The sequence below is a fragment of the Thermomonas carbonis genome (assembly GCF_014396975.1).
In the GTDB taxonomy this organism is placed as follows: domain Bacteria; phylum Pseudomonadota; class Gammaproteobacteria; order Xanthomonadales; family Xanthomonadaceae; genus Thermomonas; species Thermomonas carbonis.
Window position 1 is genome coordinate 3,230,830 of the sequence record NZ_CP060719.1, and the last position, 25,492, is coordinate 3,256,321.

General features: G+C 66.8%; 23 protein-coding genes. 16 read left to right on the forward strand and 7 right to left on the reverse strand.

Features of this window, described 5'->3' with window-relative positions; translation table 11 throughout:
- Window positions 1-74: 74 nt before the first annotated feature.
- A complete protein-coding gene (gene htpX, locus H9L16_RS14935) occupies window positions 75-971 on the reverse strand; it encodes a protease HtpX (protein WP_187552432.1) in 897 nt (298 codons plus the stop codon).
- Between the two features lie 92 nt (window positions 972-1,063).
- On the opposite strand from htpX, the gene gluQRS reads away from it, so the two are divergent.
- The 7 genes from gluQRS (at window position 1,064) to H9L16_RS14970 (ending at window position 7,024) form a co-directional block, all read left to right on the forward strand.
- A complete protein-coding gene (gluQRS, locus tag H9L16_RS14940; RefSeq protein ID WP_187552433.1) occupies window positions 1,064-1,969 on the forward strand; it encodes a tRNA glutamyl-Q(34) synthetase GluQRS in 906 nt (301 codons plus the stop codon).
- 40 nt (window positions 1,970-2,009) lie between these two features.
- Window positions 2,010-2,750, forward strand: a complete 741-nt coding sequence (phbB, locus tag H9L16_RS14945) for an acetoacetyl-CoA reductase (protein WP_187552434.1) — start codon at window positions 2,010-2,012, stop codon at window positions 2,748-2,750.
- 91 nt (window positions 2,751-2,841) lie between these two features.
- Entirely contained in the window at window positions 2,842-3,291 is a 450-nt protein-coding gene (locus H9L16_RS14950) for a cytochrome c (protein WP_187552435.1), read from the forward strand.
- Window positions 3,292-3,516: 225 nt separating this feature from the next.
- A complete protein-coding gene (locus tag H9L16_RS14955; RefSeq protein WP_187552436.1) occupies window positions 3,517-3,990 on the forward strand; it encodes a glycine zipper 2TM domain-containing protein in 474 nt (157 codons plus the stop codon).
- Between the two features lie 123 nt (window positions 3,991-4,113).
- Window positions 4,114-4,614 (forward strand): DUF456 domain-containing protein, encoded by a 501-nt coding sequence (locus tag H9L16_RS14960; RefSeq protein ID WP_187552437.1) that lies wholly within the window; start codon window positions 4,114-4,116, stop codon window positions 4,612-4,614.
- Between the two features lie 103 nt (window positions 4,615-4,717).
- Window positions 4,718-5,983 carry a phospholipase D-like domain-containing protein gene (locus H9L16_RS14965; protein ID WP_187554220.1) on the forward strand — a complete coding sequence of 422 codons (1,266 nt, stop codon included), beginning with the start codon at window positions 4,718-4,720 and terminating at the stop codon, window positions 5,981-5,983.
- 9 nt (window positions 5,984-5,992) lie between these two features.
- Window positions 5,993-7,024: a mechanosensitive ion channel family protein gene (locus tag H9L16_RS14970; protein WP_187552438.1), complete on the forward strand. Its 1,032-nt coding sequence runs from the start codon at window positions 5,993-5,995 to the stop codon at window positions 7,022-7,024.
- Between the two features lies 1 nt (window position 7,025).
- Here H9L16_RS14970 and H9L16_RS14975 read toward each other — a convergent pair whose 3' ends face one another.
- Window positions 7,026-7,421 (reverse strand): hypothetical protein, encoded by a 396-nt coding sequence (locus H9L16_RS14975; RefSeq protein WP_187552439.1) that lies wholly within the window; start codon window positions 7,419-7,421, stop codon window positions 7,026-7,028.
- Entirely contained in the window at window positions 7,418-8,950 is a 1,533-nt protein-coding gene (locus H9L16_RS14980) for a fumarate hydratase (protein WP_187552440.1), read from the reverse strand. Before H9L16_RS14980 ends, H9L16_RS14975 begins: the two co-directional genes overlap by 4 nt.
- A 110-nt stretch (window positions 8,951-9,060) precedes the next feature.
- Between H9L16_RS14980 and H9L16_RS14985 the strand changes: the two genes are divergently transcribed.
- From H9L16_RS14985 to H9L16_RS15000, 4 genes are all read left to right on the forward strand, one after another.
- Window positions 9,061-9,558, forward strand: coding sequence for a TerB family tellurite resistance protein (locus H9L16_RS14985; protein ID WP_187552441.1), 498 nt, complete (start codon window positions 9,061-9,063; stop codon window positions 9,556-9,558).
- A gap of 158 nt (window positions 9,559-9,716) precedes the next feature.
- Window positions 9,717-11,570 (forward strand): ABC transporter ATP-binding protein, encoded by a 1,854-nt coding sequence (locus tag H9L16_RS14990; RefSeq protein WP_229796482.1) that lies wholly within the window; start codon window positions 9,717-9,719, stop codon window positions 11,568-11,570.
- A gap of 14 nt (window positions 11,571-11,584) precedes the next feature.
- On the forward strand, window positions 11,585-12,763 hold the full coding sequence (locus tag H9L16_RS14995) for a PQQ-dependent sugar dehydrogenase (protein ID WP_187552442.1): 1,179 nt from the start codon (window positions 11,585-11,587) through the stop codon (window positions 12,761-12,763).
- A gap of 80 nt (window positions 12,764-12,843) precedes the next feature.
- Complete coding sequence (locus tag H9L16_RS15000; RefSeq protein ID WP_187552443.1) at window positions 12,844-13,653, forward strand: ferredoxin--NADP reductase; 810 nt, start codon at window positions 12,844-12,846, stop codon at window positions 13,651-13,653.
- A 24-nt stretch (window positions 13,654-13,677) separates the two neighbouring features.
- Here the strand turns inward: H9L16_RS15000 and H9L16_RS15005 are convergent, their stop codons facing one another.
- Complete coding sequence (locus H9L16_RS15005) at window positions 13,678-14,079, reverse strand: hypothetical protein (RefSeq protein ID WP_187552444.1); 402 nt, start codon at window positions 14,077-14,079, stop codon at window positions 13,678-13,680.
- Window positions 14,076-14,561: a glutathione peroxidase gene (locus tag H9L16_RS15010; protein ID WP_187552445.1), complete on the reverse strand. Its 486-nt coding sequence runs from the start codon at window positions 14,559-14,561 to the stop codon at window positions 14,076-14,078. The genes H9L16_RS15005 and H9L16_RS15010 overlap by 4 nt, the downstream gene beginning before the upstream one ends.
- A 180-nt stretch (window positions 14,562-14,741) precedes the next feature.
- Between H9L16_RS15010 and H9L16_RS15015 the strand changes: the two genes are divergently transcribed.
- Window positions 14,742-16,916, forward strand: coding sequence for a M3 family metallopeptidase (locus H9L16_RS15015; RefSeq protein WP_187552446.1), 2,175 nt, complete (start codon window positions 14,742-14,744; stop codon window positions 16,914-16,916).
- Window positions 16,917-16,971: 55 nt separating this feature from the next.
- Here H9L16_RS15015 and H9L16_RS15020 read toward each other — a convergent pair whose 3' ends face one another.
- Window positions 16,972-18,414: a UdgX family uracil-DNA binding protein gene (locus H9L16_RS15020; RefSeq protein ID WP_187554222.1), complete on the reverse strand. Its 1,443-nt coding sequence runs from the start codon at window positions 18,412-18,414 to the stop codon at window positions 16,972-16,974.
- A gap of 13 nt (window positions 18,415-18,427) precedes the next feature.
- Window positions 18,428-19,690: a putative DNA modification/repair radical SAM protein gene (locus H9L16_RS15025; protein WP_187552447.1), complete on the reverse strand. Its 1,263-nt coding sequence runs from the start codon at window positions 19,688-19,690 to the stop codon at window positions 18,428-18,430.
- Window positions 19,691-19,794: 104 nt separating this feature from the next.
- Here H9L16_RS15025 and H9L16_RS15030 point away from each other — a divergent pair, with 104 nt between their 5' ends.
- The 4 genes from H9L16_RS15030 to pdeM are packed head-to-tail and all read left to right on the forward strand — an operon-like array spanning window position 19,795 to window position 25,490.
- Window positions 19,795-20,784 (forward strand): ligase-associated DNA damage response exonuclease, encoded by a 990-nt coding sequence (locus H9L16_RS15030; protein WP_187552448.1) that lies wholly within the window; start codon window positions 19,795-19,797, stop codon window positions 20,782-20,784.
- Window positions 20,784-22,385 carry an ATP-dependent DNA ligase gene (locus H9L16_RS15035; RefSeq protein ID WP_187552449.1) on the forward strand — a complete coding sequence of 534 codons (1,602 nt, stop codon included), beginning with the start codon at window positions 20,784-20,786 and terminating at the stop codon, window positions 22,383-22,385. Before H9L16_RS15030 ends, H9L16_RS15035 begins: the two co-directional genes overlap by 1 nt.
- Window positions 22,382-24,856, forward strand: coding sequence for a ligase-associated DNA damage response DEXH box helicase (locus H9L16_RS15040; protein ID WP_187552450.1), 2,475 nt, complete (start codon window positions 22,382-22,384; stop codon window positions 24,854-24,856). Before H9L16_RS15035 ends, H9L16_RS15040 begins: the two co-directional genes overlap by 4 nt.
- The gene (gene pdeM / locus H9L16_RS15045; RefSeq protein WP_187552451.1) at window positions 24,849-25,490 is read left to right on the forward strand and encodes a ligase-associated DNA damage response endonuclease PdeM; all 642 of its coding nucleotides are present in this window, start codon (window positions 24,849-24,851) and stop codon (window positions 25,488-25,490) included. Before H9L16_RS15040 ends, pdeM begins: the two co-directional genes overlap by 8 nt.
- Window positions 25,491-25,492: the final 2 nt, after the last annotated feature.

Consider the following 25,492-nt stretch of genomic DNA (forward strand, 5'->3'; position numbering starts at 1 on the left):
TCGCCGCCACGTCGCCCCATGAAAAAGCCCGCCTTACGGCGGGCTTTTCGCTTGCATGCCGATCGATGGTGCGATCAGGCCACCAGGCCCTGACGCAACGCGCCTGCATCCGGCTGCGCGTTGCGCAACGCGGCGATGCGCTCCTCCAGCGGCGGGTGGCTCATCAGCAGACGCTTGAGGCCGTTGCCCACCCCCCCGCTGATGCCGAAGGCCGCGACCTGCTTGGGCAGGGTGCTCTGGCCATGGGTCTGCGCCAGCCGCTCCAGCGCGGCGATCATCTTCTGCTTGCCGGCCAGCGCGGCACCACCGGCATCGGCGCGGAACTCGCGATGGCGCGAGAACCACATGGCGATCATCGAGGCGAAGATGCCGAAGATCATGTCCAGCACGAACACGCCCAAGTAGTAGCCGATGCCGTAGCCGTCGCGGTTGCCCAGGTAGCCATCGATCGCGCGGCCGATGACCCGCGACAGCACGATCACGAAGGTGTTCAGCACGCCCTGCAGCAACGCCATCGTCACCATGTCGCCGTTGGCGACGTGACTGACTTCGTGGGCCAGCACGGCCTCGGCCTCGTCGCGGCTCATCGCCCGCAGCAGGCCGGTGGACACCGCGACCAGCGCGTTGTTGCGGTTGGCGCCGGTGGCGAAGGCGTTGATCTCCGGGGCGTCGTAGATCGCGACCTCGGGCATGCCGATGCCGGCGGCCTCCGCCTGGCGGCGCACCGTGCTCAGCAGCCATTGTTCGGCCTCGTTGCGCGGGGTTTCGATCACATGCGCGCCGGTCGCGCGCTTGGCCATCCATTTGGACACCAGCAACGAAATGATCGAACCGCCGAAGCCGAACAGCGCTGCCATGATCAGCAAGCCGCCGAACTGCTGCGGGTTCACGCCGAGGATCGACATCACGATACTGACCAGCGCCAGCACCGCCATGTTGGTTGCAAGGAACAGGAATCCGCGCTTGAACATCGATCTGCCATCCTGCCGCAGGGGAGGCGCGGCCTGTTCCGGAAGTGTGGCCACGCGCCTGTAAATTCAATCTGAAGACAGACCGACCCACGATGACCCTGCCCGCCTATCGCGGCCGTTTCGCGCCCTCGCCCACCGGCCCGCTGCATGCGGGTTCGCTGCTGGCCGCCTTGGGCAGCTGGCTGCTGGCGCGGCAGGCCAGCGGTGGATGGCTCCTGCGGATCGAAGATGTGGATCCGCCGCGCGAAATCGCCGGCGCGGCCGACGGACAGCGTGCCGCACTGGCCGCCTTCGGGCTGCACCACGACGGCCCGGTCGAATACCAGAGCCGGCATGGCCATCTCTACCTGACCGCGCTGGACCGGTTGCTGACGGATGGACTGGCGTTTGAATGTCATTGCAGCCGCAGCGACCTAGCGGCGACCGGTGGCATCCATCGCCGCTGCGTTGCCGGTGCGCGGCGGCCCGATCCGGCGATCCGCCTGCGCGTGCCGGATGGTTGCGAGATCGCTTTCGACGATCTGGTGCATGGACGCGTAGTGCAGAGGGTGGATGTCGAAGTCGGCGACTTCGTCCTGCGCCGCACCGATGGCCTGTGGGCCTATCAGCTCGCTGTGGTGGTGGACGATGCCGACCAGGGCATCACCGATGTGGTCCGAGGTGCCGACCTGCTGGACTCCACGCCACGGCAACTCCTGTTGCAGCGCGCGTTGGGAGTGCCGACACCGCGCTACGCCCACCTGCCGCTCCTGCTGGGTGCCGACGGCCGCAAGCTGTCGAAGTCCTGCGCAGCGATGCCGGTCGATCCCACGGGTCCGCTGCCTGCCTTGCGAGCGTGCTGGGCCGCGCTTGGGCAAGTCGCGTTGCCGGCATCGATCGAGTCGCCTGCCGGCTTCCTCATCGCTGCGACCGATGCCTTCCGCATCGATCGGGTACCGCGCAACGCCTTGCCCGCATCCGCCGCAGCGCACAACGCTGATGCAACATCGCGCCGTTAGAATCCCGCTTCACATCTGCCACTTTTCAGGAGTTCCCCCCATGACTTCCCGCGTCGCACTCGTCACCGGTGGTACCGGCGGCATCGGCACCGCCATCGTCAAGCGGCTGGCCGACATGGGCCACAAGGTCGCCACCAACTACCGCAACGAGGAAAAGGCGCGCGCCTGGCAGGACAAGATGAAGGCCGACGGCTACGACGTGGCCCTGGTCAAGGGCGACGTGACCTCGCCCGAGGAAGCCGAGGCGATGGTGCGCGAAGTCGAATCCACGCTGGGGCCGGTCGACATCCTGGTCAACAACGCCGGTATCACCCGCGACGGCACCTTCCACAAGATGAAGGCCGACCAGTGGGGCGACGTGATCAACACCAACCTCAACTCGGTGTTCAACGTCACCCGCCCGGTGATCGAAGGCATGCGCGAGCGCAAGTGGGGCCGTGTCATCCAGATCAGCTCGATCAACGGCCTGAAGGGCCAGTACGGCCAGGCCAACTACGCCGCGGCCAAGGCCGGCATGCACGGCTTCACCATTTCGCTGGCGCGCGAGAACGCCCGCAACGGCGTCACCGTCAACACGATCTCGCCGGGCTACATCGCCACCGACATGGTGATGGCGGTGCCGGAAGAAGTGCGCGCGAAGATCGTCGCCGACATCCCAACCGGTCGCCTCGGCACCCCGGAGGAGATCGCGTATGGCGTCGGCTTCCTTGCCGATGAGCAGGCGAGCTGGATCACCGGCTCCAACCTAGATATCAACGGCGGCCACCATATGGGCTGGTGAGGGCGACGGCAGGAATCGGTCACCGGTTCCTGCCTGTGCTTGCCTGTGACAAGATCGACCCGAACCCTCAGCCGAACGCCACGGAGCCGCCATGTCCGACGCCGACCCGAACCGCCGACCGTCCAATGCCGGCCGCTACCTTTTTCTCTTCTTGTTCGGCCTGGCGCTGGGTGCAATCGGCGTGGTGATGCTTCTGCGCAGTCTGGAATCCCGCAAGACACCGCAGGATCTCTTGCCGGATGCCTTGATGCACGTGCAGCAGTGGCACATGGCGCAATTGAAGGGCGACATGGACGCGAATCGCTGCAACGCGACCGACATCCTGCCGCACCTGCAGGCGCTGCGGGTCACCGCGAATGATCTGGATGCCGCGTTCCCCGACTTGCGCGACGACACCCGCTTCACTGCCGCGAGTTCGGCGATGCGCGCCGCCACCGACAAGGCGATCGCCAACCCGCCGCTGACCTGCGATGGCCTGGGCGCGACGATGAAATCCATTGGCGAAACCTGCAAGGCCTGCCACCAGGATTTCCGCGGCTGAATCCATTGCCATGCGATACCACAAGGCCGCCTCCGGGCGGCCTTGTCGTTGGAGACTGCCGGCCATCGCATGTTGACGCCGCGTCGACGTGGGTGAATCGGCGGTGAGGACGATGCGCCTGCACCGCGCGATTGTCGGCTTCGGTTCATGCGCGGGCTCACAGGATCGGCTCGTCGCTGCAACCGCTCGACGCCCATCACCCGCTCGCCGGGAGGAGACCCAATCATGACCACTCGCAATCCTTATCTCCGCAGCATCGGCGCGGCTACGCTCGGCCTGGCCATGGCAGCCAGCATCGGCTGCGCCAGCACCGGCTCGTCCGGCTACTCCGGCGGATCCAGCTACGGCAACAACTACGGCAACACCTGCCAGAACTGCGGCACGGTCACCCGGATCAGCGTCGGCGGAAGTTCGGGCACGGCAGGCGCGGTGATCGGCGGTATCATCGGCGCGGTTGCGGGCCATGAGGTTTCCGCACAGACCGGCGGCAGCAAGGGTAATCAGAACATCTCTGCAGCAGCGGGTGCCGTCGCCGGTGCTGCCGCCGGCAACGCGATCCAGAAGAATCGCAGCGATGGTTACACCGTGCACGTGCGCATGGACGACGGACGCACCACCACGGTCACCCAGGGCGACGTGTCGGGCTTCCGCGAGGGCTCGCGCGTTCGGGTCTCCGACGGCCGCGCGTATCTGCAGTAACCCGACAACACATCTCTAACGCAGCACCGGAACGGCCCGCATTGCGGGCCGTTCGCTTGTCCGGACTCGCGTCCTTGCCGCTGCATTCCTGCAAAATGATTCCGCCCTTTCGCTGGATACATCATGGAACCGACCACCCTGTACTACGTGCTTGCCGTCCTGTTGGTCGTCATCGGCATCGCCGGGACGATCTTGCCGGCCTTGCCCGGCCTGCCACTGGTGTTCGCCGGCATGTTGCTGGCCGCGTGGGCCGGCGATTTCCAGCAGGTCGGCGTGCCGATGCTGGTGGTGTTGGGATTGTTGACCGTGTTCTCGCTGGCGGTGGACTTCTGGGCGACCGCACTCGGTGCAAGGCGCGTGGGGGCGAGCAAGCTTGCGATCATCGGTGCGATGGTCGGCACGGTCGCCGGCCTGTTCTTCGGGCCGATCGGATTGCTGATGGGCCCGTTCGCCGGTGCCATCGGCGGTGAGCTGATCCATCGACGCAGCCTGCAGAAGCAGGACCTGGGACAGGCCGCCAAGATCGGCATTGGCACGTGGTTCGGCATTCTGTTCGGCACCGTGCTCAAGCTGGCGCTGGCGTTCACGATGCTGGGCCTGTTCGCACTGGCCTGGTGGCTGTAGCGACGCGGCTTTCACGCCACGCTGAACGGATTCAGGCCAAGCTGCGCGCCCACTGGATCCCGCACGGATCGCCGCAATGCCACGACGCTGGAGCCGCAAACGCATGGCTTGGACGATTGCCATTACCGCCCTCGTGACCCTGCTCGTGGTCACCTTGGCGATGAACTTCAAGACTTCTGAAAAGACCCTGGAGCGCAAGATCGAGCATCGCTATGCGGTGGCCGATCCGCAGTTCCGCCGCGAGATGGGCGTCCTGCTCGGCCCCGGCATCATCCCCGGCAACCGGGTCGGCGACTTGCAGAACGGCGACGAGATCTTCCCGGCGATGCTGGAGGCGATCCGCGGTGCGACCACGACGATCACCTTCGAGACTTACATCTACTGGTCCGGCGATATCGGTGCGAAGTTCGCCGAGGCGTTGGCCGAGCGCGCGCGCGCCGGGGTCAAGGTGAAGGTGATGGTCGACTGGGTCGGCAGCATCAAGATGGAGGACGACCTGCTGAAGCGGATGCAGGACGCGGGCGTGGAGATCCACAAGTACCGCCCGCTCAAGTGGTACAACCTCGGCCGCCTCAACAACCGCACCCATCGCAAGTTGCTGGTGATCGACGGGCGCATCGGTTTCACCGGTGGCGTCGGCATCGCCGACCAGTGGGAAGGCCATGCGCAGGACACCGACCACTGGCGCGACCTGCATTTCCGCATCGAAGGCCCGGTGGTGGCGCAGGTGCAGTCGGCATTCAACGACAACTGGATCAAGACCACCGGCGTGGTCCTCAACGGCGCGGACTATTTCCCGCCGCTGGAACCCGTCGGCGCGATGGACGCGCACATGTTCGTGGCCTCGCCCGCCGGCGGCAGCGAGAGCATGCACCTGATGTACCTGATGGCGATCGCCGCGGCCGAGCGCAGCATCGACCTGGAGGCCGCCTATTTCGTGCCCGATCCGCTGATGATCCAGGCCCTGCAGGCGGCACGCCATCGCGGCGTGCGCGTGCGCGTGATCGTGCCGGGCAAGCACATCGACTCGGAAACGGTGCGGCTGGCCTCCAAGGCGCACTGGGGCGAGTTGCTGCTGGCCGGCGTGGAAATCCACGAATACCAGCCGACGATGATGCACAACAAGTTGCTGATCGTGGATGGATTGATGACATCGGTGGGCTCGACCAATTTCGACATCCGTTCGTTCCGGCTCAACGACGAGGCCAGCCTCAATGTCTACGACGCCGAGTTCGCCGCGCGCATGACCGAGGTGTTCGAAGCGGACCTCAAGCCGACCGTGCTGTACACCTACCAGATGTGGAAAGATCGCCCGCTGCGGCAGAAACTGGCCGAGAAGTTCATCCTTCCGATCAAGTCCCAACTCTGACGCGAGCCGATGCCGATCCTCGATCCCGACAAGCTTCCCACCGCCAGCAGCCTCGGGGAGCGCTTCATGCAGGCGCTCGAACAAGTCCAGGACAAGCTGCTGCATCTGGTCGCCAGCATCCCGCTGTTGCTGATCGCGCTGCTGATCGTGCTGTTCGCCAGCTGGCTGGGCGGCTTCGCCAGCCGGCACATGCGCATGGTGAAGCGCCTCAGCAGCAGCAATCCCTACATGGAAGGCCTGCTGCGCAGCACGGTTCGCACGTTGATCGTGCTGGCAGGCGTCGTGATTGCGCTCGACCTGCTCAATGCGACCTCGCTGGTCGGCGCGGTGCTGGGTTCGGCCGGCGTGATCGGCCTGGTGCTCGGCTTCGGCTTCAAGGACATCGCCGAGAACTACATCGCCGGCGTGCTGCTCAGCCTGCGCAAGCCGTTCTCGCCGGGCGACACCGTGCGCATCGACAGCTTCGAGGGAAAAGTGGTCGCACTCACCGCGCGCGCGACGATCCTGATGACCGCCGACGGCAACCACCTGCAGCTGCCGAACAGCGTGGTGTTCAAGTCGGTGCTGCTCAACTACAGCCGCAATCCCAAGCGCCGCTTCGATTTCGAGACCAGCGTCGACAATCGCGCCTCCTGGCATGACGCGATGGACGCCGGCATCGCCGCGATCGCGGCGATCGAGGGCGTACTGGCGGACCCGCCGCCCGGCGCGCTGATCCGGACGCTGTCCAACGATGGCGCGATCCTGCAGTTCAGCGGCTGGATCGACCAGCGCGGCAACGACCTGGCCCGGACCCGCAGCGAGGCGATGCGACAGGTACGCAACGCATTACGCAAGATCGGCATCGTCCCGCCGGAAAGCGTGCAGAAAGTCGTACTGCAACGCGGCGAGACCGACGAGCCGCACGCCCACGAAACCGCGCGGGCACGCGACACCTCGGTGGATCGCGCGCTGGATGCGCAGGTGGGCAATGCGCGGCGGTTGGAAGACGGCGGCGACCTGTTGCAGCCGCAGCCGCAGCCAGCCGCCCTGCCGCCCTGAATCAGCTGCCGTACAACAGCCAGTGTCGCGCTTCGTTCTCGTTGGAGAAGATGCGGATGGTGATGCCGCGTTCCTGCAGCATGATTTCGCCGAGTTCGCTGCCCTGGATGTCGTCGCGCAGTTCCACGAACGCGCTGCGGAAGCGGCCCATGCCGGCGGCCTCGATCCCGTCGATCACCTTCCCAAGATCCTCCAGGCCCACGGTCGAGACGAGATCCTCGAGGATCAGCATCTTGGTCGCCCCGACCGCTGCGCCCTCGGCCGCGAGCATGCGCCACATCGCGATCGAGGTGTCGACCGAGTCCGTGCCGTCGAACACGTAGGCGCGCAGGTAGCCGGGTTCGTCCTCATAGCAGACCTTGAAGTCCGGCCCGTTGACGACGCGGGTATTGCTCACGCCAGCACAACCGGGATGTTGCCGATGCTGCCCGCGGAAATCCGCGCCTGCCACTCCTTCGGACCGGTCACATGCACCGACGTGCCGCGTGCATCCACGGCCACGGTCACCGGCATGTCCTTGACCTCGAATTCGTAGATCGCCTCCATGCCGAGGTCGGCGAATCCGACCACCCGCGCCGCCTTGATCGCCTTCGACACCAGGTAGGCCGAGCCGCCGACCGCCATCAGGTACACGGACTGGTGCTTCTTGATGGCCTCCAGCGCGACCGGGCCGCGCTCGGCCTTGCCGATCATGCCCAGCAAGCCGGTCTGCGCCAGTACCTGCTCGGTGAACTTGTCCATGCGGGTGGCAGTGGTCGGGCCGGCCGGGCCGACCACTTCATCGCGCACAGGATCGACCGGGCCGACGTAGTAGATGAAGCGCCCGGCGAGGTCGACCGGCAGTGGCTCGCCCTTGTCGAGCATGTCGACGATGCGTTTGTGCGCGGCATCCCGGCCGGTGAGCATTTTGCCGTTGAGCAGCAACACTTCGCCGGGCTGGAAGGTCGCCACGTCTTCGCGGGTGAGTGCGCCCATGTCCACGCGACGCGCGTTTTGCGGGTTGTAGGTCAGCGTGGGCCAGTCCTCCAGCGACGGCGGTTCCAGCGCGACCGGGCCGCTGCCGTCGAGGGTGAAATGCGCATGCCGGGTGGCCGCGCAGTTCGGGATCATCGCCACCGGCAGGTTGGCGGCATGGGTCGGGTAATCCTTGATCTTGACGTCGAGGACGGTGGTCAGGCCGCCCAGTCCCTGCGCACCGATGCCGAGCGCGTTGACCTTTTCGTACAGCTCGATGCGCAGGTCCTCGACCCGGTTGGACGGGCCGCGTTCGATGAGCTCCTGGATGTCGATGTGCTCCATCAACGATTCCTTGGCCAGCAGCATCGCCTTCTCCGCGGTACCGCCGATGCCGATGCCGAGCATGCCCGGCGGGCACCAGCCCGCGCCCATCGTCGGCACGGTCTTGAGCACCCAGTCGACGATCGAGTCGGACGGGTTGAGCATCGCGAACTTGGACTTGGCCTCGGAGCCGCCGCCCTTGGCCGCGACGATCACGTCGAGCTTGTCGCCCGGCACGATCTTCATGTTGACCACGGCGGGCGTGTTGTCCCTGGTGTTGATGCGCCTGCCGGCCGGATCGGCGAGCACGCTGGCGCGCAGCTTGTTGTCCGGATGGTGGTAGGCGCGGCGGACGCCCTCGTTGACCGCATCTTCCAGCGAACCGGTGAAGCCTTCCCAGCGCACGTCCATGCCGACATCGAGGAACACGGTGACGATGCCGGTGTCCTGGCAGATCGGGCGATGCCCTTCAGCGCACATCCGCGAATTGATCAGGATCTGCGCCATCGCGTCCTTCGCGGCCGGGGACTGCTCGCGCTCGTATGCGGCGGCGAGGCTCCTGATGTAATCGACCGGGTGGTAGTAACTGATGTACTGGAGGGCGTCGGCGACGGACTGGACGAGGTCGTCCTGCTTGATGGCTGTCACGGATCTGGCTGGCCGGGATCGGGGGGAGGCCAATGATATCGCGCCGCCCTTTTCAGCAGCCCGCCAGAGGCGCAGGATGGGGCCTTGGCCAACGTTCTGTAGGGGGAGTGATGAGTGGCAACGACGAGGCATCCAAGCGTTTCGAGGGCATCCGCGGCATCCTCAACGATCTGCGCCTGATGCTGGGCGACATGCTGGCGATGGGCCGGCCCACCGAAGACCAGCAGATGGTCATCGAGGTGTTCTTCGGCACGATGGGCTACCTGGCGAAGGCCGACAGGCTTGTCACCAGCCACGAGTCCGACCTCGCCAACCGCTTCATGGACGAGCTGGACCTGTCGATGGCGGCGCGCCGGATCGCCTCGGAGGCATTCGAGCGCGGCATGCACCGCAACATCAACCTGCAAGGCGAGCTGCTGCGCTTCACCGATGCGCACCCGGCCGGCTCCGAGGATTCCAAGCGCCTGTACGACGTGCTGGTGCGGCTGGCGGCCTCCGACTCCAAGCTCGACCAGCGCGAATACGACGTCATGGCGCAGATCACCAAGGCCCTCGGCCTGCCGCCGGAAACCCTGTACGCACGGCTTCCGCCGCCCGTGCCGCGCTGACCGAAGCGCGTTCTTCCAAGCCCCGCACGTCGTGCCGCGCGGGGGTCGTCACAGGCTACCCCTGCGTTGACCTGCGTGCCTTCCCGAGGCACGCAGGCGCAACACGCCGATGCGCCGCGTGACACGCCTTGCACGAATGTTTCCCGCACAATCGCGGGATGCCACCACCCCTCCCCGCCGCTCAGCTCAACCTGCGCCAGCGCTTCGCCGCGATGCGCAACATCAAGCCGTTCCTGCGCGAGATCTGGGCGACCAGCAAACCATTGACCCTGGCGTCGATCGGCCTGCGGCTGGTCCGCGCGTTCCTGCCGATCGCCACGCTCTACGTCGGCAAGCTGATCATCGACGAGGCGATCCGCCTGATCGGGCTGGATGTGGGCAATGCACTGGGCGAGGCCTGGCGCTCCGGCGCACTCGACCACCTGCTTGCGCTGCTGGCGCTTGAATTCGGCCTGGCGATCGCGTCCGACCTGCTCGGCAGGCTGACCAGCTACGTCGACACCCTGCTCTCCGAACGCTTCACCAACGCGACCAGCGTGCGCCTGATGGAACACGCGGCCACGTTGGACCTGGAAGACTTCGAGGACGCCGACCTGCAGGACAAGCTGGATCGCGCGCGCCGGCAGACCATGGGACGGATGGGCCTGATGGGCCAGCTGTTCGGTCAGGCCCAGGATGCGATCACCGTGGTCAGTTTCGCGATCGGCCTGCTCGCCTATGCACCGTGGCTGATGGTGCTGCTGGCGGTGGCGCTGATCCCGGCCTTCGTCGGCGAATCGCATTTCAATGCGCTGAACTACTCGCTCAATTTCCAATGGACGCCGGAACGCCGCCAGCTGGAGTACCTGCGCCAGGTCGGTGCCAGCGTGGAGACCGCGAAAGAGGTCAAGATCTTCAACCTCAACCGCTTCTTCATCGAGCGCTTCCGCACCCTGTCGCAGAAGTTCTACGAAGCGAATGCGAAGCTGGCCGGCAAGCGCGCGTTCTGGGGCGTGCTGCTGGCCGCACTGGGCACGCTGGGCTATTACGTGGCGTATGCCTACATCGCCTGGCGCACGGTGCGCGGCGATTTCAGCATCGGCGACCTGACCTTCCTCGCCGGCAGTTTCCGCCGCCTGCGCCAGTTGCTGGAAAGCCTGCTGATCGGGTTCTCGCAAGTGGCGGGGCAGGCGCTGTACCTGGACGACCTGTATTCGTTCTTCGAGATCGAGCCCGAGATCCGCAGCATTCCCGATGCGCTCGCAGTGCCGGATCAGATCCGCAGCGGCTTCGTGTTCGACAACGTCGGCTTCCGCTACGAGGGTGCGGACCGATGGGCGCTGCGCGGCTTGAGCTTCGAGCTGCATGCCGGCGAAGTGCTGGCGCTGGTGGGCGAGAACGGTGCCGGCAAGACCACCCTGGTGAAGCTGCTGGCGCGGCTGTACGACCCGGATGAGGGCCGCATCCTGCTGGATGGCCGCGATCTCAAGGACTACGACCTCGACGACCTGCGCGCCAACACCGGGGTGATCTTCCAGGACTTCGTGCGCTACCACCTGACCGCGGCCGAGAACATCGGCGTGGGCCTGATCGAGGCGATGGGCGACCGCGCACGGGTCGAACTCGCTGCGCGCAAGGGCATGGCCGACGAGGTCGTGGCCGCCTTGCCGAAGGGTTACGACCAGATCATCGGCCGCCGCTTCAAGGAAGGCGTGGACCTGTCCGGCGGCCAGTGGCAGAAGATCGCCATCGCCCGCGCCTACATGCGCGATGCGCAGGTGATGATCCTGGACGAACCGACCGCCGCGCTCGACGCGCGTAGCGAGTTCGAAGTGTTCGAGCGCTTCAAGGAATTGTCCGACGGCAAGACCGCGGTGCTGATCAGCCACCGCTTCAGCAGCGTGCGCATGGCCGACCGCATCCTGGTGCTGGCCGACGGCAAGGTCGAGTCCAGCGGCACTCACGAGCAGTTGATGGCCCAGGGCGGACGCTATGCCGAACTGTTCGAACTGCAAGCCGCCGGCTATCGCTGAACAAGGAACCCCCAATGCACCGACTCCGCATCCTCGCCTGCTGCATCGCGATGTCGCTGACCCTCAACGCCTGCGCGCAGTCGAGCACGCCCGCACAGCCGGTGGCTTCGGCCGAACCGGCACGCACGACACCGAGCCAGGCCGGCACCCTGCAGCTGCGGCCGATTGCCTCCGGGCTGGATCACCCTTGGGCGGTCGCGGTGCTGCCGGGCGGCGACTTCCTGGTCACCGAACGCCCCGGGCGATTGCGCCGGATCGCCGCCAACGGCACGGTCTCGGCACCGATCACGGGAGTGCCGGCGGTCTTCGCGCAGGGTCAGGGCGGATTGCTCGACGTCGTCCTCGATCCTGACTTCGCAGCCAACAAGCGCATCTGGCTGAGCTTTGCCGAACCCGGCGAGGGCGATACCGCCGGCACCGCGGTCGCCACCGCAACGCTCGGCGATGCGGCCCTGAGCGACGTGCACGTGATCTACCGGCAATTGCCCAAGCTGGAAGGCGGCAACCACTTCGGCTCGCGCATCGCCTTCGATGGCAAGGGCCACGTCTTCATCAGCCAGGGCGAACGCAACGAGCGCGCGATGGCGCAGGACCTGGAAGTGCTGCAGGGCAAGCTGGTGCGGCTCAACATCGACGGCACCCAGCCTTCGGACAATCCGTTCGCCAGCGGCGTCGGCGTGCGCAGGGCGATCTGGAGCTACGGCCATCGCAACATGCAGGGCATGGCCGTGGACCCGCGCACCGGCACCGTGTGGCAGAGCGAGCACGGTCCGCGCGGCGGTGACGAGCTCAACCTGCCGCAGGCCGGCAGGAACTACGGTTGGCCGGTGATCACCCACGGCATCAACTATTCCGGCCTGAAGATCCCGGAAGCCGAGGGCAAGGCGAAAGCCGGCATGGAACCGCCGCATCACTTCTGGGAAAAGTCGCCGGCGCTGTCGGGCATGGCGTTCTTCGTCGACCGCCCGGGACATCCCTGGAACAACAGTCTGCTGCTGGGCGCGCTGGCGGACCGCAACCTGATCCGGCTCACGCTCGATGGCGACAAGATCGTGAGCGAAGAGCGCCTGCTCGGCGACCTGGGCAAAAGGATTCGCGATGTGCGGGTGGGTGCCGACAGCAAGGTCTACGTGCTGACCGACGAGGACGACGGCCAGTTGCTGGAGCTGGTGCCGCCGACCGCCGCGCCCTGAACCGGCTTTGCGCGAGGTCAAACGCCGCGCTGCGCTGCAGCGTAAAATGACGGCCTGACCCGCTTTCCCCAGACGCCCGCATGGCCTCCCCGTTCGGCACCGAGACGGTGCTCGACGTCCGTCACTGGACGGACGCGTACTTCAGCTTCACCACCACCCGCGATGACGGCTTCCGTTTCGACAACGGGCAGTTCGTCATGATCGGGCTGGAGGTCGAACAGGCCGATGGCAGCCGCAAGCCGCTGATGCGCGCGTATTCGATCGCCAGCGCGAACTGGGAAGAGCAACTGGAGTTCTTCAGCATCAAGGTGCAGGACGGCCCGCTGACCTCGCGCCTGCAGCACATCCAGCCGGGCGACTCGATCCTGATCGGGCGCAAGCCCACCGGCACCCTGCTGATCTCCGACCTGCACGCCGGCCGCAACCTTTACCTGCTCGGCACCGGCACCGGACTCGCGCCGTGGTTGTCGGTGATCAAGGATCCGGACACCTGGGAGCGCTTCGAGCGCGTGGTGCTGTGCCACGGCGTGCGCGGGGCCGAGGACCTGGCCTACCGCGACTACATCGAGCGTGAACTGCCGCAGCACGAATTGCTGGGCGACGTGATCCGCGACCGCCTGCTCTACTACCCGGCGGTCTCGCGCGAAGCGTTCGCATACAACGGTCGCGATCACCAAGGCCGCATCACCGATCATCTCGACCAGGGTCGCATCGCCGACGCATTGGGCATCGAAGACCTCGACTCTGCGCGCGATCGCGCGATGATCTGCGGCAGCCCGCAGATGCTGGCGGATTTCCGCGGCATCCTCGACCGCCGCGGCTTCGCCGCCTCGCCGCGGATCGGCACCGCCGGCGAGTACGTATTCGAGCGCGCGTTCGTCGAGAAGTGAGGCCCGCGCCAGCGTGGACGGCGCTTACTGCAGGCCGTGGCGCAACCAGAACACCGCGTCGCGCTCGTTACCGAACACGCGGATCGAGTAGCCGCGTTCCAGCGCCATCTGCTCGACGAATTCGATGCGCTGCATCTGGTCGGGACGACCTTCGACATAGGCGATGCGCACAGCTTCAAGGCCGTGCCCGTGGATGCCGGTGAAGAAGCGTTCGAGGTCGTCGTTGGTCATGACCTCCCCCTGCATCTCGTCCACCACCAGCAACTGGCTGGCACCGATGGCGCGCACTTCGGCGGCGATCCGCACCCAGTAGTCTAAGGTGACTTCCAGCCGAGTGTCCTCGCCGCCGGAGACCCAGGCGAGCAGCAGCGGCGGCTGGTGCTTGAACGTCAGCCGGTAGGCATCGCCTGGCGACGACGCCGTCATCCCAGCGCCTTCTCGATGTCGCGCGCGATCGACTCGGGCTTGTCGGTCGGCGCATAACGCTTGATCACCTTGCCATCGCGGCCGACCAGGAACTTGGTGAAGTTCCACTTGATGCCGTCGAAGCCGAGCAGGCCGCCCTTCTCGTCCTTCAGCCAGATCCACAGGGGATGCGCGTGGCTGCCGTTGACGTCGATCTTGGCGAACATCGGGAAGCTGACGTCGTAAGTCAGCGAGCAGAAGTTGCGGATTTCCTCGGCATTGCCCGGCTCCTGGTGGCCGAACTGGTCGCTGGGGAAACCCAACACCACCAGGCCCTTGTCGCCGTAATCGCGCCACAGCTTCTCCAGCCCGGCGTATTGCGGGGTGAAGCCGCATTTGCTGGCCACGTTGACGATCAACAGAACCTTGCCGCGCCAGTCGGAGAGCGGTTGCGGGCTGCCATCCAGGGCGGTGGCGTCGAAATCGTAGGCAGTGGTGGACATGAGCGGTTCGCGGTCGGGGGAATCGCGATTCTGGCAGCCTGCGCACTGACTGGGAACGCCCGATCCGCCCATCGGCGGACATTCCGACGCAATCGGACACCGCCCCTGCCATTCGTCACGCGCCCTGCCCATACCGCTGCGCTACGCTTTCCGGTCGCCAACCTGCCCGACGAGGCCCGAATGAAGCACCCCATCAGCTGCGCACTCGCGCTTGCGATCGCCACCGCTTTGGCCGGCTGCGCTAGCACCACGCCCGCCACGACTGCCTCGGAGGCCACCATGCCCGCCACCGCCGCCTACAGCGGTCCGTTCGCCGCCCCGAGCACGCTCGACCTGCACTACCCGCAGTTCGACGGGATCAAGGACAGCGACTTCGCCCCCGCGTTCGATGCCGGCATGGCCGAACAACTGCGCGAGATGGACGCGATCGCCAACAACCCGGAGGCGCCGACCTTCCAGAACACCATCGTCGCGATGGAGAAAAGCGGCCAGGTGCTGGACCGCGCGACCAACGTGTTCTTCAACCTGATCGGCACCGACAAGAACGACGCCCGCGAGAAGCTGGAGTCCGAATACGCGCCGAAGTTCTCCGCGCACCGCGACGCCATCGCGCTGAACCCGACACTGTTCGCGCGGATCAAGACGCTGCACGACGCTCGCGCCACGCTGGGCCTGGATGCCATCGACCTGCGCCTGCTGGAACGCCGCTACACCGACTTCGTTCGCAGCGGCGCGGCGCTGAACGACGTGCAGAAGGCGCGGATCCGCTCGATCAACACCGACCTGTCCAAGCTGGGCACCCAGTTCAACCAGAACGTGCTGGCCGAAGTGAACGATTCCGCCATCGTGGTCGACAGCCGCGACGAGTTGAAAGGCATGGGCGAGGAACAGATCGCCGCCGCTGCAGAGGCTGCAAAGGCGCGCAAGCTCGATGGAAAATACGTGATCGCCCTGCTCAACACCACCGGCCAGCCGGCCGAGGCGCAGCTCGAGAACCGCGCCCTGCGGGAACGCCTGCACAAGGCCTCGGTGGCGCGCGGCAGCCGCGGCAACCAGTGGGACAACACCGGCATCGTCTCGCAGGTGCTGAAGCTGCGCGCCGAGCGCGCGAAGCTGCTCGGCTACGACACCACCGCCAACTACGTGCTGGCCGACGAAACCGCGGCCAACCAGGACAACGCCAACCGCCTGCTGCGCCAGCTCGCGCCAGCCGCGGTGAGCAACGCGCGGCGCGAAGGCGCCGACCTGCAGGCGATGATCGACGCCGACCAGAAAGCCAAGGGCCAGCCGTCGTTCCAGCTGGCGCCTTGGGACTGGGCCTACTACAGCGAGAAGGTGCGCGCGCAGAAGTACAGCTTCGACGAGTCGCAGCTCAAGCCCTACTTCGAGATGCAGCGCGTGCTCGAGGACGGTGTGTTCTTCGCCGCCACCAAGCTGTACGGCATCACCTTCAAGCCGCGCACCGACCTGCCGAAGTACCACCCGGACACCTGGATCTACGACGTCTACGACAAGGACGGCAGCCTGCTGTCGATCTTCATCTGGGATCCGTATGCGCGTTCCTCCAAGCGCGGCGGTGCGTGGATGAATACCTACGTGGCGCAGTCCGACCTGACCGGCGACAAGCCGGTGGTGGCCAACCACCTCAACATCCCCAAGCCGTCGGCCGGCAAGCCGACACTGATGACCTGGGATGAAGTCACCACCACTTTCCACGAGTTCGGCCACGCCCTGCACGGCTTCTTCCAGGACGTGCGCTATCCGTACTACTCGATGAACGTGCCGCGCGACTTCGTCGAATATCCGTCGCAGGTCAACGAGATGTGGGCCGACTGGCCGAGCGTGCTGGGCAACTACGCCAAGCACTACGAGACCGGCAAGCCGATGCCGAAGGAGTTGCTGGACAAGGTGATCGCCGCGGCCAAGTTCAACCAGGGCTTCGCCACCACCGAATACCTGGAAGCGGCGATGCTCGACCAGCGCTGGCACCAGTTGCCGGCCGACCAGATCCCCGCCGCCTCCGGCGTGATGGCATTCGAGGCACAGGCCCTGAAAGCCGATGGCTTCGATTACGCGCCGGTACCGCCGCGCTACAAGACGCCCTATTTCAGCCACATCATGGGCGGCTACGCGGCCGGCTACTACGCCTACATCTGGTCGGAAGTGCTGGGCGCGAACACAGAGCAATGGATCCGCAACAACGGCGGACTGACCCTGCAGAACGGCGACCGCCTGCGCAAGTTCGTGCTGGCGCCGGGCGGCGAGATCGAAGCCGGCAAGCTGTTCCCGAACTTCGCCGGCTACGAAGCGAAGATCGAGCCGCTGCTGGAGAAGCGTGGCCTGACCGCGAAGTAAGCGCTCGCAATCGCTGCGAAAACGCCGCCGATCGGCGGCGTTTTCGTTTGCGCGATTAGGCTCCCGGTGTTGGCGGATCGGCTGGCGAGTTCAGCAACAGGCGCAGATCATCCAGCCAGTTCGCATAGGCCTTCTGCTGCGTATTTTCCGGCTGCCGCAAAATCCACGCCGGATGCACGGTCGCGAACGCGCGGGTGCCGTCGTGCAGAGTCTGCCAGGTGCCGCGTTGCTCCATCAGCCGGAAATCCTTGCCGAACACCGCAAGCGCCGCGGTGCCGCCCAGGCACACGATGAGCTGCGGTCGCACGCGTTCGATCTCGCCCGCCAGCCAGCTGCGGCAGGCCTGCACATGCGAGGCCTCGGGATTGCGATGCAGCCGCTGCTTGCCCCGTCGCTCGAAACGGAAATGCTTCACCGCGTTGGTGAGATACAGCTGCGAACGATCGATGCCGAGATCGGCCAGCGCGCGATCCAGCAACTTGCCCGCCGGCCCCACGAATGGCCGGCCGGAGAGGTCTTCCATATCACCGGGCTGCTCTCCCAGCACGAGGATGCGCGCGTTCTCCGGCCCTTCGCCGAAAACAGTCTGCGTAGCCGGTTCCCACAGCGGACAGGCCCGGCAGCCCTGCGCCGCCTTGCGCAGCGACGCCAGTGACTCATCGCGGAGATTTTCGTCCGTTGGTTCGGCAACGACCGGCGCGGGAATGCGACGACGCGGCGCGGCATGTTCGCGCTCGGCCATCTTGCGCACGCGCACGCCGGCACCGTTGATGAGCGATGGCAGCAAGTGCGCTTCCGGCAGATGTTTCCAGTAACGCAGCGGCATTTCCTGGCGCATCATCCGCGGATTGAGCCGCGCCGGATTGAAGATGTTCGAGTAATAGGTGCGCCACAGGTCGTCGCCTGCATCGAAGGCGGGCGCATTGTCCGGTGCACCGCCCGGCCCGAAGCTCAACGACTCGCCATCCCACAACGCACTACCCTCCGGCGTGAGGATCGCCCAGCGCATGCCGGCGAAGCGGCGCGCGAAGAACGGCGCGACCCGTTGCAGGATGTGATGCCCCGGCTCGAACCAGGCGATGAAGTTGTCGTGCTCGCCCGGGACTTCGCGGAAACGCACGAAGGCCTTCATCTTGTGCGCATCACGGCGGACCTCCTGCGCCAGCTGCATCGCACGGCGAGTATCGGCGTCGGTCGGTGTGCCCAGCACATGCGGCTCGTCGTGGGCGACGCGCCACAGCAGCCGATACAGCAGGCCATGCCGTTGCGAGTCCCGATGGCAGAGCACGGTTTCGGCAATGCCGAGGAAGCCACTGGGCACGCGCGGCGACGCCCGCAGCGCCGGCGCTTCGCGCACGTCGGGCAACGCGAGCAAGGCCTGCTGGCTGCCGGCCTCCCAATCGAGGTACTCGGGCGCGACCTCTGCGCGCAGCGCTGCGCGTGCCGCCTCGCGAAACGCATCGATCGACCACGCCGGCTCTACCGCCGCCGACCACATCATCGGCGCCCACTCATCCGAACAGATCGGCCTGGCGCGGCTTCGGCGCGAGTCGCGCGCGCAACGCATCGGGATCGTCGAGCCGCTGCCGCGGATGGTGGTCGATGGTGCTGATGAAGGGCATCAGCTTCACCATCGGCGCGCGCAGCCGGGCGATGTCGGCCAGTCGCAGCCGCGTGTGCCGCCGCGCCATCAGCACGCGCTTGACGTTGCGCACGCCCAACCCCGGCACCCGCAACAGGGTTTCCTTCGGCGCGGTGTTGAGGTCGACCGGGAATGCCTGCGGGTGGCGCAGCGCCCACGCGAGCTTGGGATCGACATCGAGGTCGAGCATCCCGCTGGCCGACGGCGGCGCGATTTCCTCGACCTTGAAATCGTAGAAGCGCAGCAGCCAATCGGCCTGGTAAAGCCGGTGCTCGCGCTGCAACGGCGGCGCGATCACCGGCAACGCCGACGAGGCATCCGGGATCGGGCTGAAGGCCGAGTAGTACACGCGGCGCATGCGGTAATCGCCGTACAGCCGGTCGGACGCCTGCAGGATCGCGCGATCGTTGGCACCGTCCGCGCCGACGATCATCTGGGTGCTCTGCCCCGCCGGTGCGAAGCGTGGCGGCTTGGCCTTGCGCGTCGGCGTGTCAAGGCCGGCATTCGCCGGCTTGCGCGCTTCCTTCGCTTCCTCGATCCGCCAGCGCAGTTGCCCCATCGCGCTGCGGATGCCGGCCTGCGACTTTTCCGGGGCGAATTGCTTGAGGCCATCTTCGGTCGGCAACTCGACATTGATCGAAAGCCGATCCGCATAGCGGCCCGCCGCCGCCAGCAATTCCGGCGACGCATCCGGGATGGTCTTCAGGTGGATGTAGCCGGCGAAGCGATGGTCCTCGCGCAGGCTCCGCGCGACCTCGACCAGCTGCTCCATCGTGTAGTCGCCGCTGCGGATGATCCCACTGGAGAGGAACAAGCCTTCGATGTAATTGCGCTTGTAGAAATCGAGGGTGAGCCGCACGACCTCGTCCGTCGCGAAGCGCGCACGCGGCACGTTGCTGGACACGCGGTTGACGCAATAGGCGCAGTCGAACACGCAGAAATTCGTCAGCAGGATCTTCAGCAGGGACACGCAGCGACCATCGGGCGTGTAGCTGTGGCAGATGCCCATGCCCTCGGTGCTGCCGATGCCGCCGGTCTTGCTGGAATTGCGCTTGTTCGCGCCGCTGGATGCGCAGGAGGCGTCGTACTTGGCGGCGTCGGCGAGGATCGCCAGTTTCTTGATGGTTTCCACGCCGAAAGCATGACCGAATCGCGTCGCAATCCCTGCGATGGCCGGTCAGCAAGCTGAATCATTCATCGCTTGGCCTGCACGCGCGCGCCCCCATCTTTAGACCAATGCCAGACCTTGTCGTCCTCCGCCCCGAAGGCCTGTATTGCCCGGCCGGCGATTTCCATATCGATCCGTGGCGACCTATGCCGCGCGCGGTGATCACCCATGGGCACAGCGACCATGCGCGGGTCGGCATGGGCGAGTACCACGCGGCCGCGCCGGGCCTGCCGATCCTGCAGTGGCGGCTTGGGGATCAGCAGTATCACCCGCACGATTACGGCGCGCCGTTCATGCTCGGCGATGCGCGCGTGTCGCTGCATTCGGCCGGCCACGTCCTCGGCAGCGCGCAGGTGCGGATCGAAGTCGATGGCGAGGTCTGGGTGGCCTCCGGCGATTACAAGCGCCAGCACGATCCAAGCTGTGCACCGTTCGAGGTCGTCCCCTGCGACGTGTTCATCACCGAAGCCACCTTCGGCCTGCCGATCTACCGCTGGCCGGACACCAGCGAGGTCGCCCGCGACATCGTCGCCTGGCGCGACGAATGTGCGGCGCGCGGCGAAACTGCGATCCTCTACTGCTACGCATTGGGCAAGTCGCAGCGCCTGCTCGCCGAGTTGGCCGCGCATACCGACCGCCCCGCCTTCCTGCACGGCGCCATCGAGGCCGGCACCGCGATCTATCGCGAAGCCGGCATCCCGATGCTGGAGACCCGGCGCGTGGCCGACGAAGCAAAGGGCAGCGACTTCGCCGGCGAGCTGGTGCTGGCCCCGCCCTCCGCCGCAGGCAGTCCGTGGATCCGCCGCTTCCGCCATGCGCAGCAGGGCTTCGCCTCGGGCTGGATGCGGATTCGTGGCAATCGTCGCCGCCGCAACTACGACCGCGGCTTCGTGGTCTCCGACCACGCGGACTGGCCCGACCTGCTGCGCACCGTGCGCGAGACCGGCGCGCGTCGGGTGATCGCCACCCATGGCGCCACCGATGCCCTCGTCCGCGCGTTGAACGATGACGGCATCGACACCGGCGTGTTCAAGACCGACTTCGGCAGCGAAGACTGATGCGCCGTTTCACCGAGTTGTTCACACGGCTGGATCGCAGCACCGGCACCGGCGACAAGCGCGCCGCGCTGGTGGACTACTTCCGCGATGCGCCGCCTGAGGATGCTGCGTGGGCGCTGTGGTTGCTGGCCGGCGAAAAGATCGGTGGAGCCAAGGCACGCATCGCCGGCAGCGCAGAACTGCGCGCGTGGTTCGCCGAGGAAAGCGGCACGCCGGCGTGGCTGGTGGACGACAGCTACGACGCCGTCGGTGACCTCGCTGAAACCCTCGCGTTGCTGCTGGACGATCCACTCGAGAATGCGGCCGACGCGCCGTTGCATGCGTGGATCGAACAGCGCGTGCTGCCCGTCGCCAATGCGGAGGAAGCGACACGCCGCGCGATGGTCGTCGAGGCCTGGCGCACCTTGCCGTTTGCCCAGCGCTTCGTGTTCAACAAATTGCTGACCGGCGCATTGCGTGTCGGTGTGTCGCGCGGACTGGTGCAGCAGGCGCTCGCCGAAGCCTCGGGCGTCGATATCGCGCTGATTGCCCAGCGCATGCTCGGCGACTGGTCGCCGACGCCAGAGTTACTGCAACGCCTGACCTCGCGCGAGGCGCAGCCGGGCGATGCCGCATCGCCCTATCCGTTCTTCCTTGCCTCGCCGCTGGAAGCGGACCCGGAGACGCTTGGCGCGATCGGGGACTGGCTGCTGGAATGGAAATGGGACGGCATCCGCTTGCAACTGATCCGGCGCGCGGCAGACACCGCGTTGTGGTCGCGCGGCGAGGAACGCCTGGACGGGCGCTTCCCCGAGATCGAATCCGCACTCGCCACCCTGCCTCGCGACGCCGTGCTCGACGGCGAATTGCTGGCGTGGCGCGACGGCGACATGCCGATGCCGTTCACCGCCTTGCAGACCCGCATCCAGCGCCGCAAGCCCGGACCCAAGACGCTGGCCGATACGCCGGTGCGCGTGCTCGCCTACGACCTGCTGGAACTGGACGGAGAAGACCTGCGTGCGCGTCCGCTGGCCGAACGTCGCGCCTTGCTGCAGGAACTGCTGGCAGCACACGGAGATCCGCGGATCGTGGTCTCTCCGCGTATCGAAGCGGCTTCCTGGACCGATGCCGCTGCGCTGCGCGGAGGCAGCCGCGCGCGCGGCGTCGAGGGCCTGATGCTCAAGCGACTCGCCGCGCCCTACCAACACGGCCGCAAGCGCGGCGACTGGTGGAAGTGGAAGATCGATCCGCTGACCATCGATGCGGTGCTGATCTATGCGCAGGCCGGCCACGGTCGCCGCAGCACGCTGTACACCGACTACACCTTCGCGGTCTGGGACGGCGAGGCGCTGGTGCCGGTGGCCAAGGCGTACTCGGGGCTGGACGACAAGGAAATCCTGCAGCTCGACAAATGGATCCGCGGCCACACCACCGAGCGCTTCGGACCGGTGCGTGCGGTGACGCCGCATCACGTCTTCGAACTCGGGTTCGAGGCGGTGAATCGTTCGGCGCGCCACAAGTCCGGGATCGCGGTGCGCTTCCCGCGGATCCTGCGCTGGCGCCACGACAAGCCGATGCAGGAGGCGGACCGCCTCGAGACCTTGCAGGCACTGGCGCGATGAAGGCGACCGTGCGTCCGCGCGCGCCATTCGACGCGCCGCTGGCGGCATGGTTTGCGCAACAAGGCTGGAAGCCCGCGCCGTTCCAGCGTGCCGCGTGGCGGCATTACCTGGCCGGACGCGATGGATTGCTGGTGACGCCGACCGGCAGCGGCAAGACCCTCGCTGCATTCGGTGGCCCGCTGCTGCAGGCGCTGCGCGATCCGCCCCCACCCAAGCGCAAGCGCGGCGAGATCGTGACTGCACGCACCCGCGTGCTGTGGATCAGCCCGCTGCGTGCCTTGGCGAACGACACCACCCGCGCCTTGCGCGAACCCATCGCGGCGCTCGACCTGCCGTGGACGGTGGCGATGCGCACCGGCGATGCCAGCGCCCGCGACAAGCGTCTGTCGCGCACCGGCCAGGCCGACGTGCTGGTGATCACCCCGGAATCGCTCGCGCTGTTGCTGTCGTATCCGGAGACCGGGGCGCAGTTGCAGGGCCTGCGCTCGATTGTCGTCGACGAGTGGCATGAACTGCTCGGCAGCAAACGCGGTGTGCTCCTGCAGCTGTGCCTCGCGCGGTTGCGGGCGCTGGCACCGGATGTGCGGACATGGGGCCTGTCGGCGACCTTGGGCAACCTGCCCGAGGCGCGCGATGCCTTGCTGCCGCACTCGCCGGATGCACCGATCATCGACGCCGCGAAGCCGCGTTCGCTGAGCCTGGAAACGTTGCTGCCGGGCGCCGGCGAACGCTTCCCGTGGGCCGGTCACCTGGGTCTGTCGCAACTGCAGCGCGTGGTCACGCGCCTGCAGGACGTGCGCAGCACCCTGTTGTTCGCCAACACCCGCTCGCAGGCGGAGTTGTGGCACAAGGCGTTGCAATCCGTGTGGCTGGACGATCCGGCCACGCTCGCCCTGCACCACGGTTCCATCGACCCGAAACTCCGGCAAGCCGCCGAGCAGGGCCTGCGCGACGGCAGCGTGCGTTGCGTGGTCGCGACCTCCAGCCTCGACCTCGGCGTGGATTTCCCGGCGGTCGACCAGGTCATCCAGATCGGCAGCCCGAAGGGCATGGCGCGGCTGCTGCAACGTGCAGGTCGCGCACGCCATCGCCCCGGCGAGGCCGGCCACATCCTGTGCGTGCCGACGCACGCGCTGGAACTGGTCGAGTACGCCGCCGCGCGCAAGGCGTTGCTGGCCGGCCGCGTTGAAGCGCGGGTGCCCCCGCGGCTGTCGCTGGATGTGCTCGCCCAGCATTGCGTGACCCTGGCGCTGGGCGGCGGGTTCGACGCGGATGCATTGTTCGCCGAAGTGCGCGGTACCCACGCATTCGCGGCACTCGATACCGCGACCTGGCAGGCGGTGCTGGACTTCATCGTGCAGGGCGGCAAGGCGCTGGCGCATTATCCCGACTATCACCGCGTGGTCCGCGACGACGCCGGCGTGTATCGCGTCGTCGATCGCAAGCAGGCGTTCCGGCATCGGCTATCGATCGGCACCATCACCAGCGATGGGCATGTGTCCGTGCAATTCGCGAAGGGCGGGCGCCTGGGCGCGGTGGAGGAAAGTTTCATCGGCCGCATGCGTCCCGGCGACCGCTTCCAGTTCGCCGGCAAAACCCTGGAACTCATGCAGCTGAAGGACATGACGGCCTACGTGAAGCTGTCGAAACGCAACGACGGCATCGTGCCGCGCTGGCAGGGCAGCCGGATGCCGCTGTCGAGCATGCTGGCGGAAGCCGTGCAGGCCACGTTGGCCGGCCCGCGCGACACGCCGGAACTGCGCGCGGTCGCGCCGCTGCTGGATACGCAGGCACGGCTGTCGGCGCTGCCCACGCCGGACACGCTCCTGGTCGAGCAGCTTTCCACGCGCGAAGGCTGGCACCTGTTCCTGTATCCGTTCGCCGGGCGTGCCGTGCACGAAGGCCTGGCCGCGCTGCTCGCACTGCGCTGGGGGCGCCTGCAGCCCAACACCTTCGCGTTCGCGGTAAACGACTACGGCTTGGCGATCACCGCGCAAGCCAAGCATCACCTGGACGAATCGCAGCTCCGCTCCTTGCTCACGGAAGACGAGCTGCTGGAGGATCTGCAGGCCAGCCTCAACCTCGCAGAGATGGCACGCCGGCAATTCCGCGACATCGCCCGCGTGTCGGGCCTGCTGTCGCCAGCGTTGCCCGGTCGCGCGCCGCGTTCGATGCGCCAGTTGCAGGCGTCCAGCGGCCTGCTGTTCGACGTGCTGTCGCGTTTCGATGGCGATCACCTCTTGCTGGAACAGGCGCGCCGCGAAGTGTTCGAGGCGCAACTCGACGTGCAAGCGCTTCGAAAGACGCTGGCCGATTGCGCGACCCGAACCTTGCTGATGCAGCAACCGGCATCGCTCACCCCGCTGTCGTTCCCGCTATGGGCGGAGGCGATGCGCGGCAGCCTGAGCACGGAGGACTGGGGCACGCGGATGCGGCGCGCCGCGGACGCATTGGAGCGCACGCATGCTTGAGACGCTGGACATCGAGCTCGCCGGCGAGCCAGTGCGCCTGCTTGCGGATCGCGCGATGTACTGGCCCGCGCGGCGGAGGTTGTTCATCGCCGACCTGCACCTGGGCAAGGCCGATACGTTCCGTGCTGCCGGCATTGCCTTGCCGCGCGGCGGGACAGCGCTCGACTTGAGCCGCATCTCCGCATCGGTCGATGCTACCGGTGCGACCTCGGTTTGGGTGCTGGGCGACATGCTGCACGGACGCGCCGATCTGTCGTCGTGGCGCGCGGCATGGGAGGACTTTCGCAAGCTGCATCCGCGCTTGTCGATCGCGGTGGTCGATGGCAACCACGACCGCGCGTTGCAACAGGCCCGCCTGGACATCGAGCGCTTGGGCGATGCGGTGCACGATGGCCCATTCGTGCTGCGCCACGACCCGGCGCTGGATCCGCGCGGCCATGTCCTGTGCGGGCACCTGCATCCGGTGCTGAAACTGCCGGGGCAGCCGCGCACCCAAGCGTTCTGGTTGCAACCGGGCTGCACGATCCTGCCGGCGTTCTCGGCATTCACCGGCGGATACCTACTGCGGCTCGGCGAAGGAGATTCGGCGGTTCTGTGCAACGGCAGCGCACTGCTGGCGGTCGGCGCGCACTGACC

Excerpts from the sequence above, each read along its gene's own strand:
- gluQRS (WP_187552433.1), top strand. The coding sequence starts at position 1,064 with ATGACCCTGCCCGCCTATCGCGGCCGTTTCGCGCCCTCGCCCACCGGC.
- H9L16_RS15035 (WP_187552449.1), top strand. The coding sequence starts at position 20,784 with ATGCGCCGTTTCACCGAGTTGTTCACACGGCTGGATCGCAGCACCGGC.
- htpX (WP_187552432.1), bottom strand. The coding sequence starts at position 971 with ATGTTCAAGCGCGGATTCCTGTTCCTTGCAACCAACATGGCGGTGCTG.
- phbB (WP_187552434.1), top strand. The coding sequence starts at position 2,010 with ATGACTTCCCGCGTCGCACTCGTCACCGGTGGTACCGGCGGCATCGGC.
- H9L16_RS14955 (WP_187552436.1), top strand. The coding sequence starts at position 3,517 with ATGACCACTCGCAATCCTTATCTCCGCAGCATCGGCGCGGCTACGCTC.
- pdeM (WP_187552451.1), top strand. The coding sequence starts at position 24,849 with ATGCTTGAGACGCTGGACATCGAGCTCGCCGGCGAGCCAGTGCGCCTG.
- H9L16_RS14965 (WP_187554220.1), top strand. The coding sequence starts at position 4,718 with ATGGCTTGGACGATTGCCATTACCGCCCTCGTGACCCTGCTCGTGGTC.
- H9L16_RS15015 (WP_187552446.1), top strand. The coding sequence starts at position 14,742 with ATGAAGCACCCCATCAGCTGCGCACTCGCGCTTGCGATCGCCACCGCT.
- H9L16_RS14970 (WP_187552438.1), top strand. The coding sequence starts at position 5,993 with ATGCCGATCCTCGATCCCGACAAGCTTCCCACCGCCAGCAGCCTCGGG.
- H9L16_RS15000 (WP_187552443.1), top strand. The coding sequence starts at position 12,844 with ATGGCCTCCCCGTTCGGCACCGAGACGGTGCTCGACGTCCGTCACTGG.
- H9L16_RS15010 (WP_187552445.1), bottom strand. The coding sequence starts at position 14,561 with ATGTCCACCACTGCCTACGATTTCGACGCCACCGCCCTGGATGGCAGC.
- H9L16_RS15005 (WP_187552444.1), bottom strand. The coding sequence starts at position 14,079 with ATGACGGCGTCGTCGCCAGGCGATGCCTACCGGCTGACGTTCAAGCAC.
- H9L16_RS15020 (WP_187554222.1), bottom strand. The coding sequence starts at position 18,414 with ATGTGGTCGGCGGCGGTAGAGCCGGCGTGGTCGATCGATGCGTTTCGC.
- H9L16_RS15040 (WP_187552450.1), top strand. The coding sequence starts at position 22,382 with ATGAAGGCGACCGTGCGTCCGCGCGCGCCATTCGACGCGCCGCTGGCG.
- H9L16_RS14990 (WP_229796482.1), top strand. The coding sequence starts at position 9,717 with ATGCCACCACCCCTCCCCGCCGCTCAGCTCAACCTGCGCCAGCGCTTC.
- H9L16_RS14995 (WP_187552442.1), top strand. The coding sequence starts at position 11,585 with ATGCACCGACTCCGCATCCTCGCCTGCTGCATCGCGATGTCGCTGACC.
- H9L16_RS15030 (WP_187552448.1), top strand. The coding sequence starts at position 19,795 with ATGCCAGACCTTGTCGTCCTCCGCCCCGAAGGCCTGTATTGCCCGGCC.
- H9L16_RS14950 (WP_187552435.1), top strand. The coding sequence starts at position 2,842 with ATGTCCGACGCCGACCCGAACCGCCGACCGTCCAATGCCGGCCGCTAC.
- H9L16_RS14985 (WP_187552441.1), top strand. The coding sequence starts at position 9,061 with ATGAGTGGCAACGACGAGGCATCCAAGCGTTTCGAGGGCATCCGCGGC.
- H9L16_RS14960 (WP_187552437.1), top strand. The coding sequence starts at position 4,114 with ATGGAACCGACCACCCTGTACTACGTGCTTGCCGTCCTGTTGGTCGTC.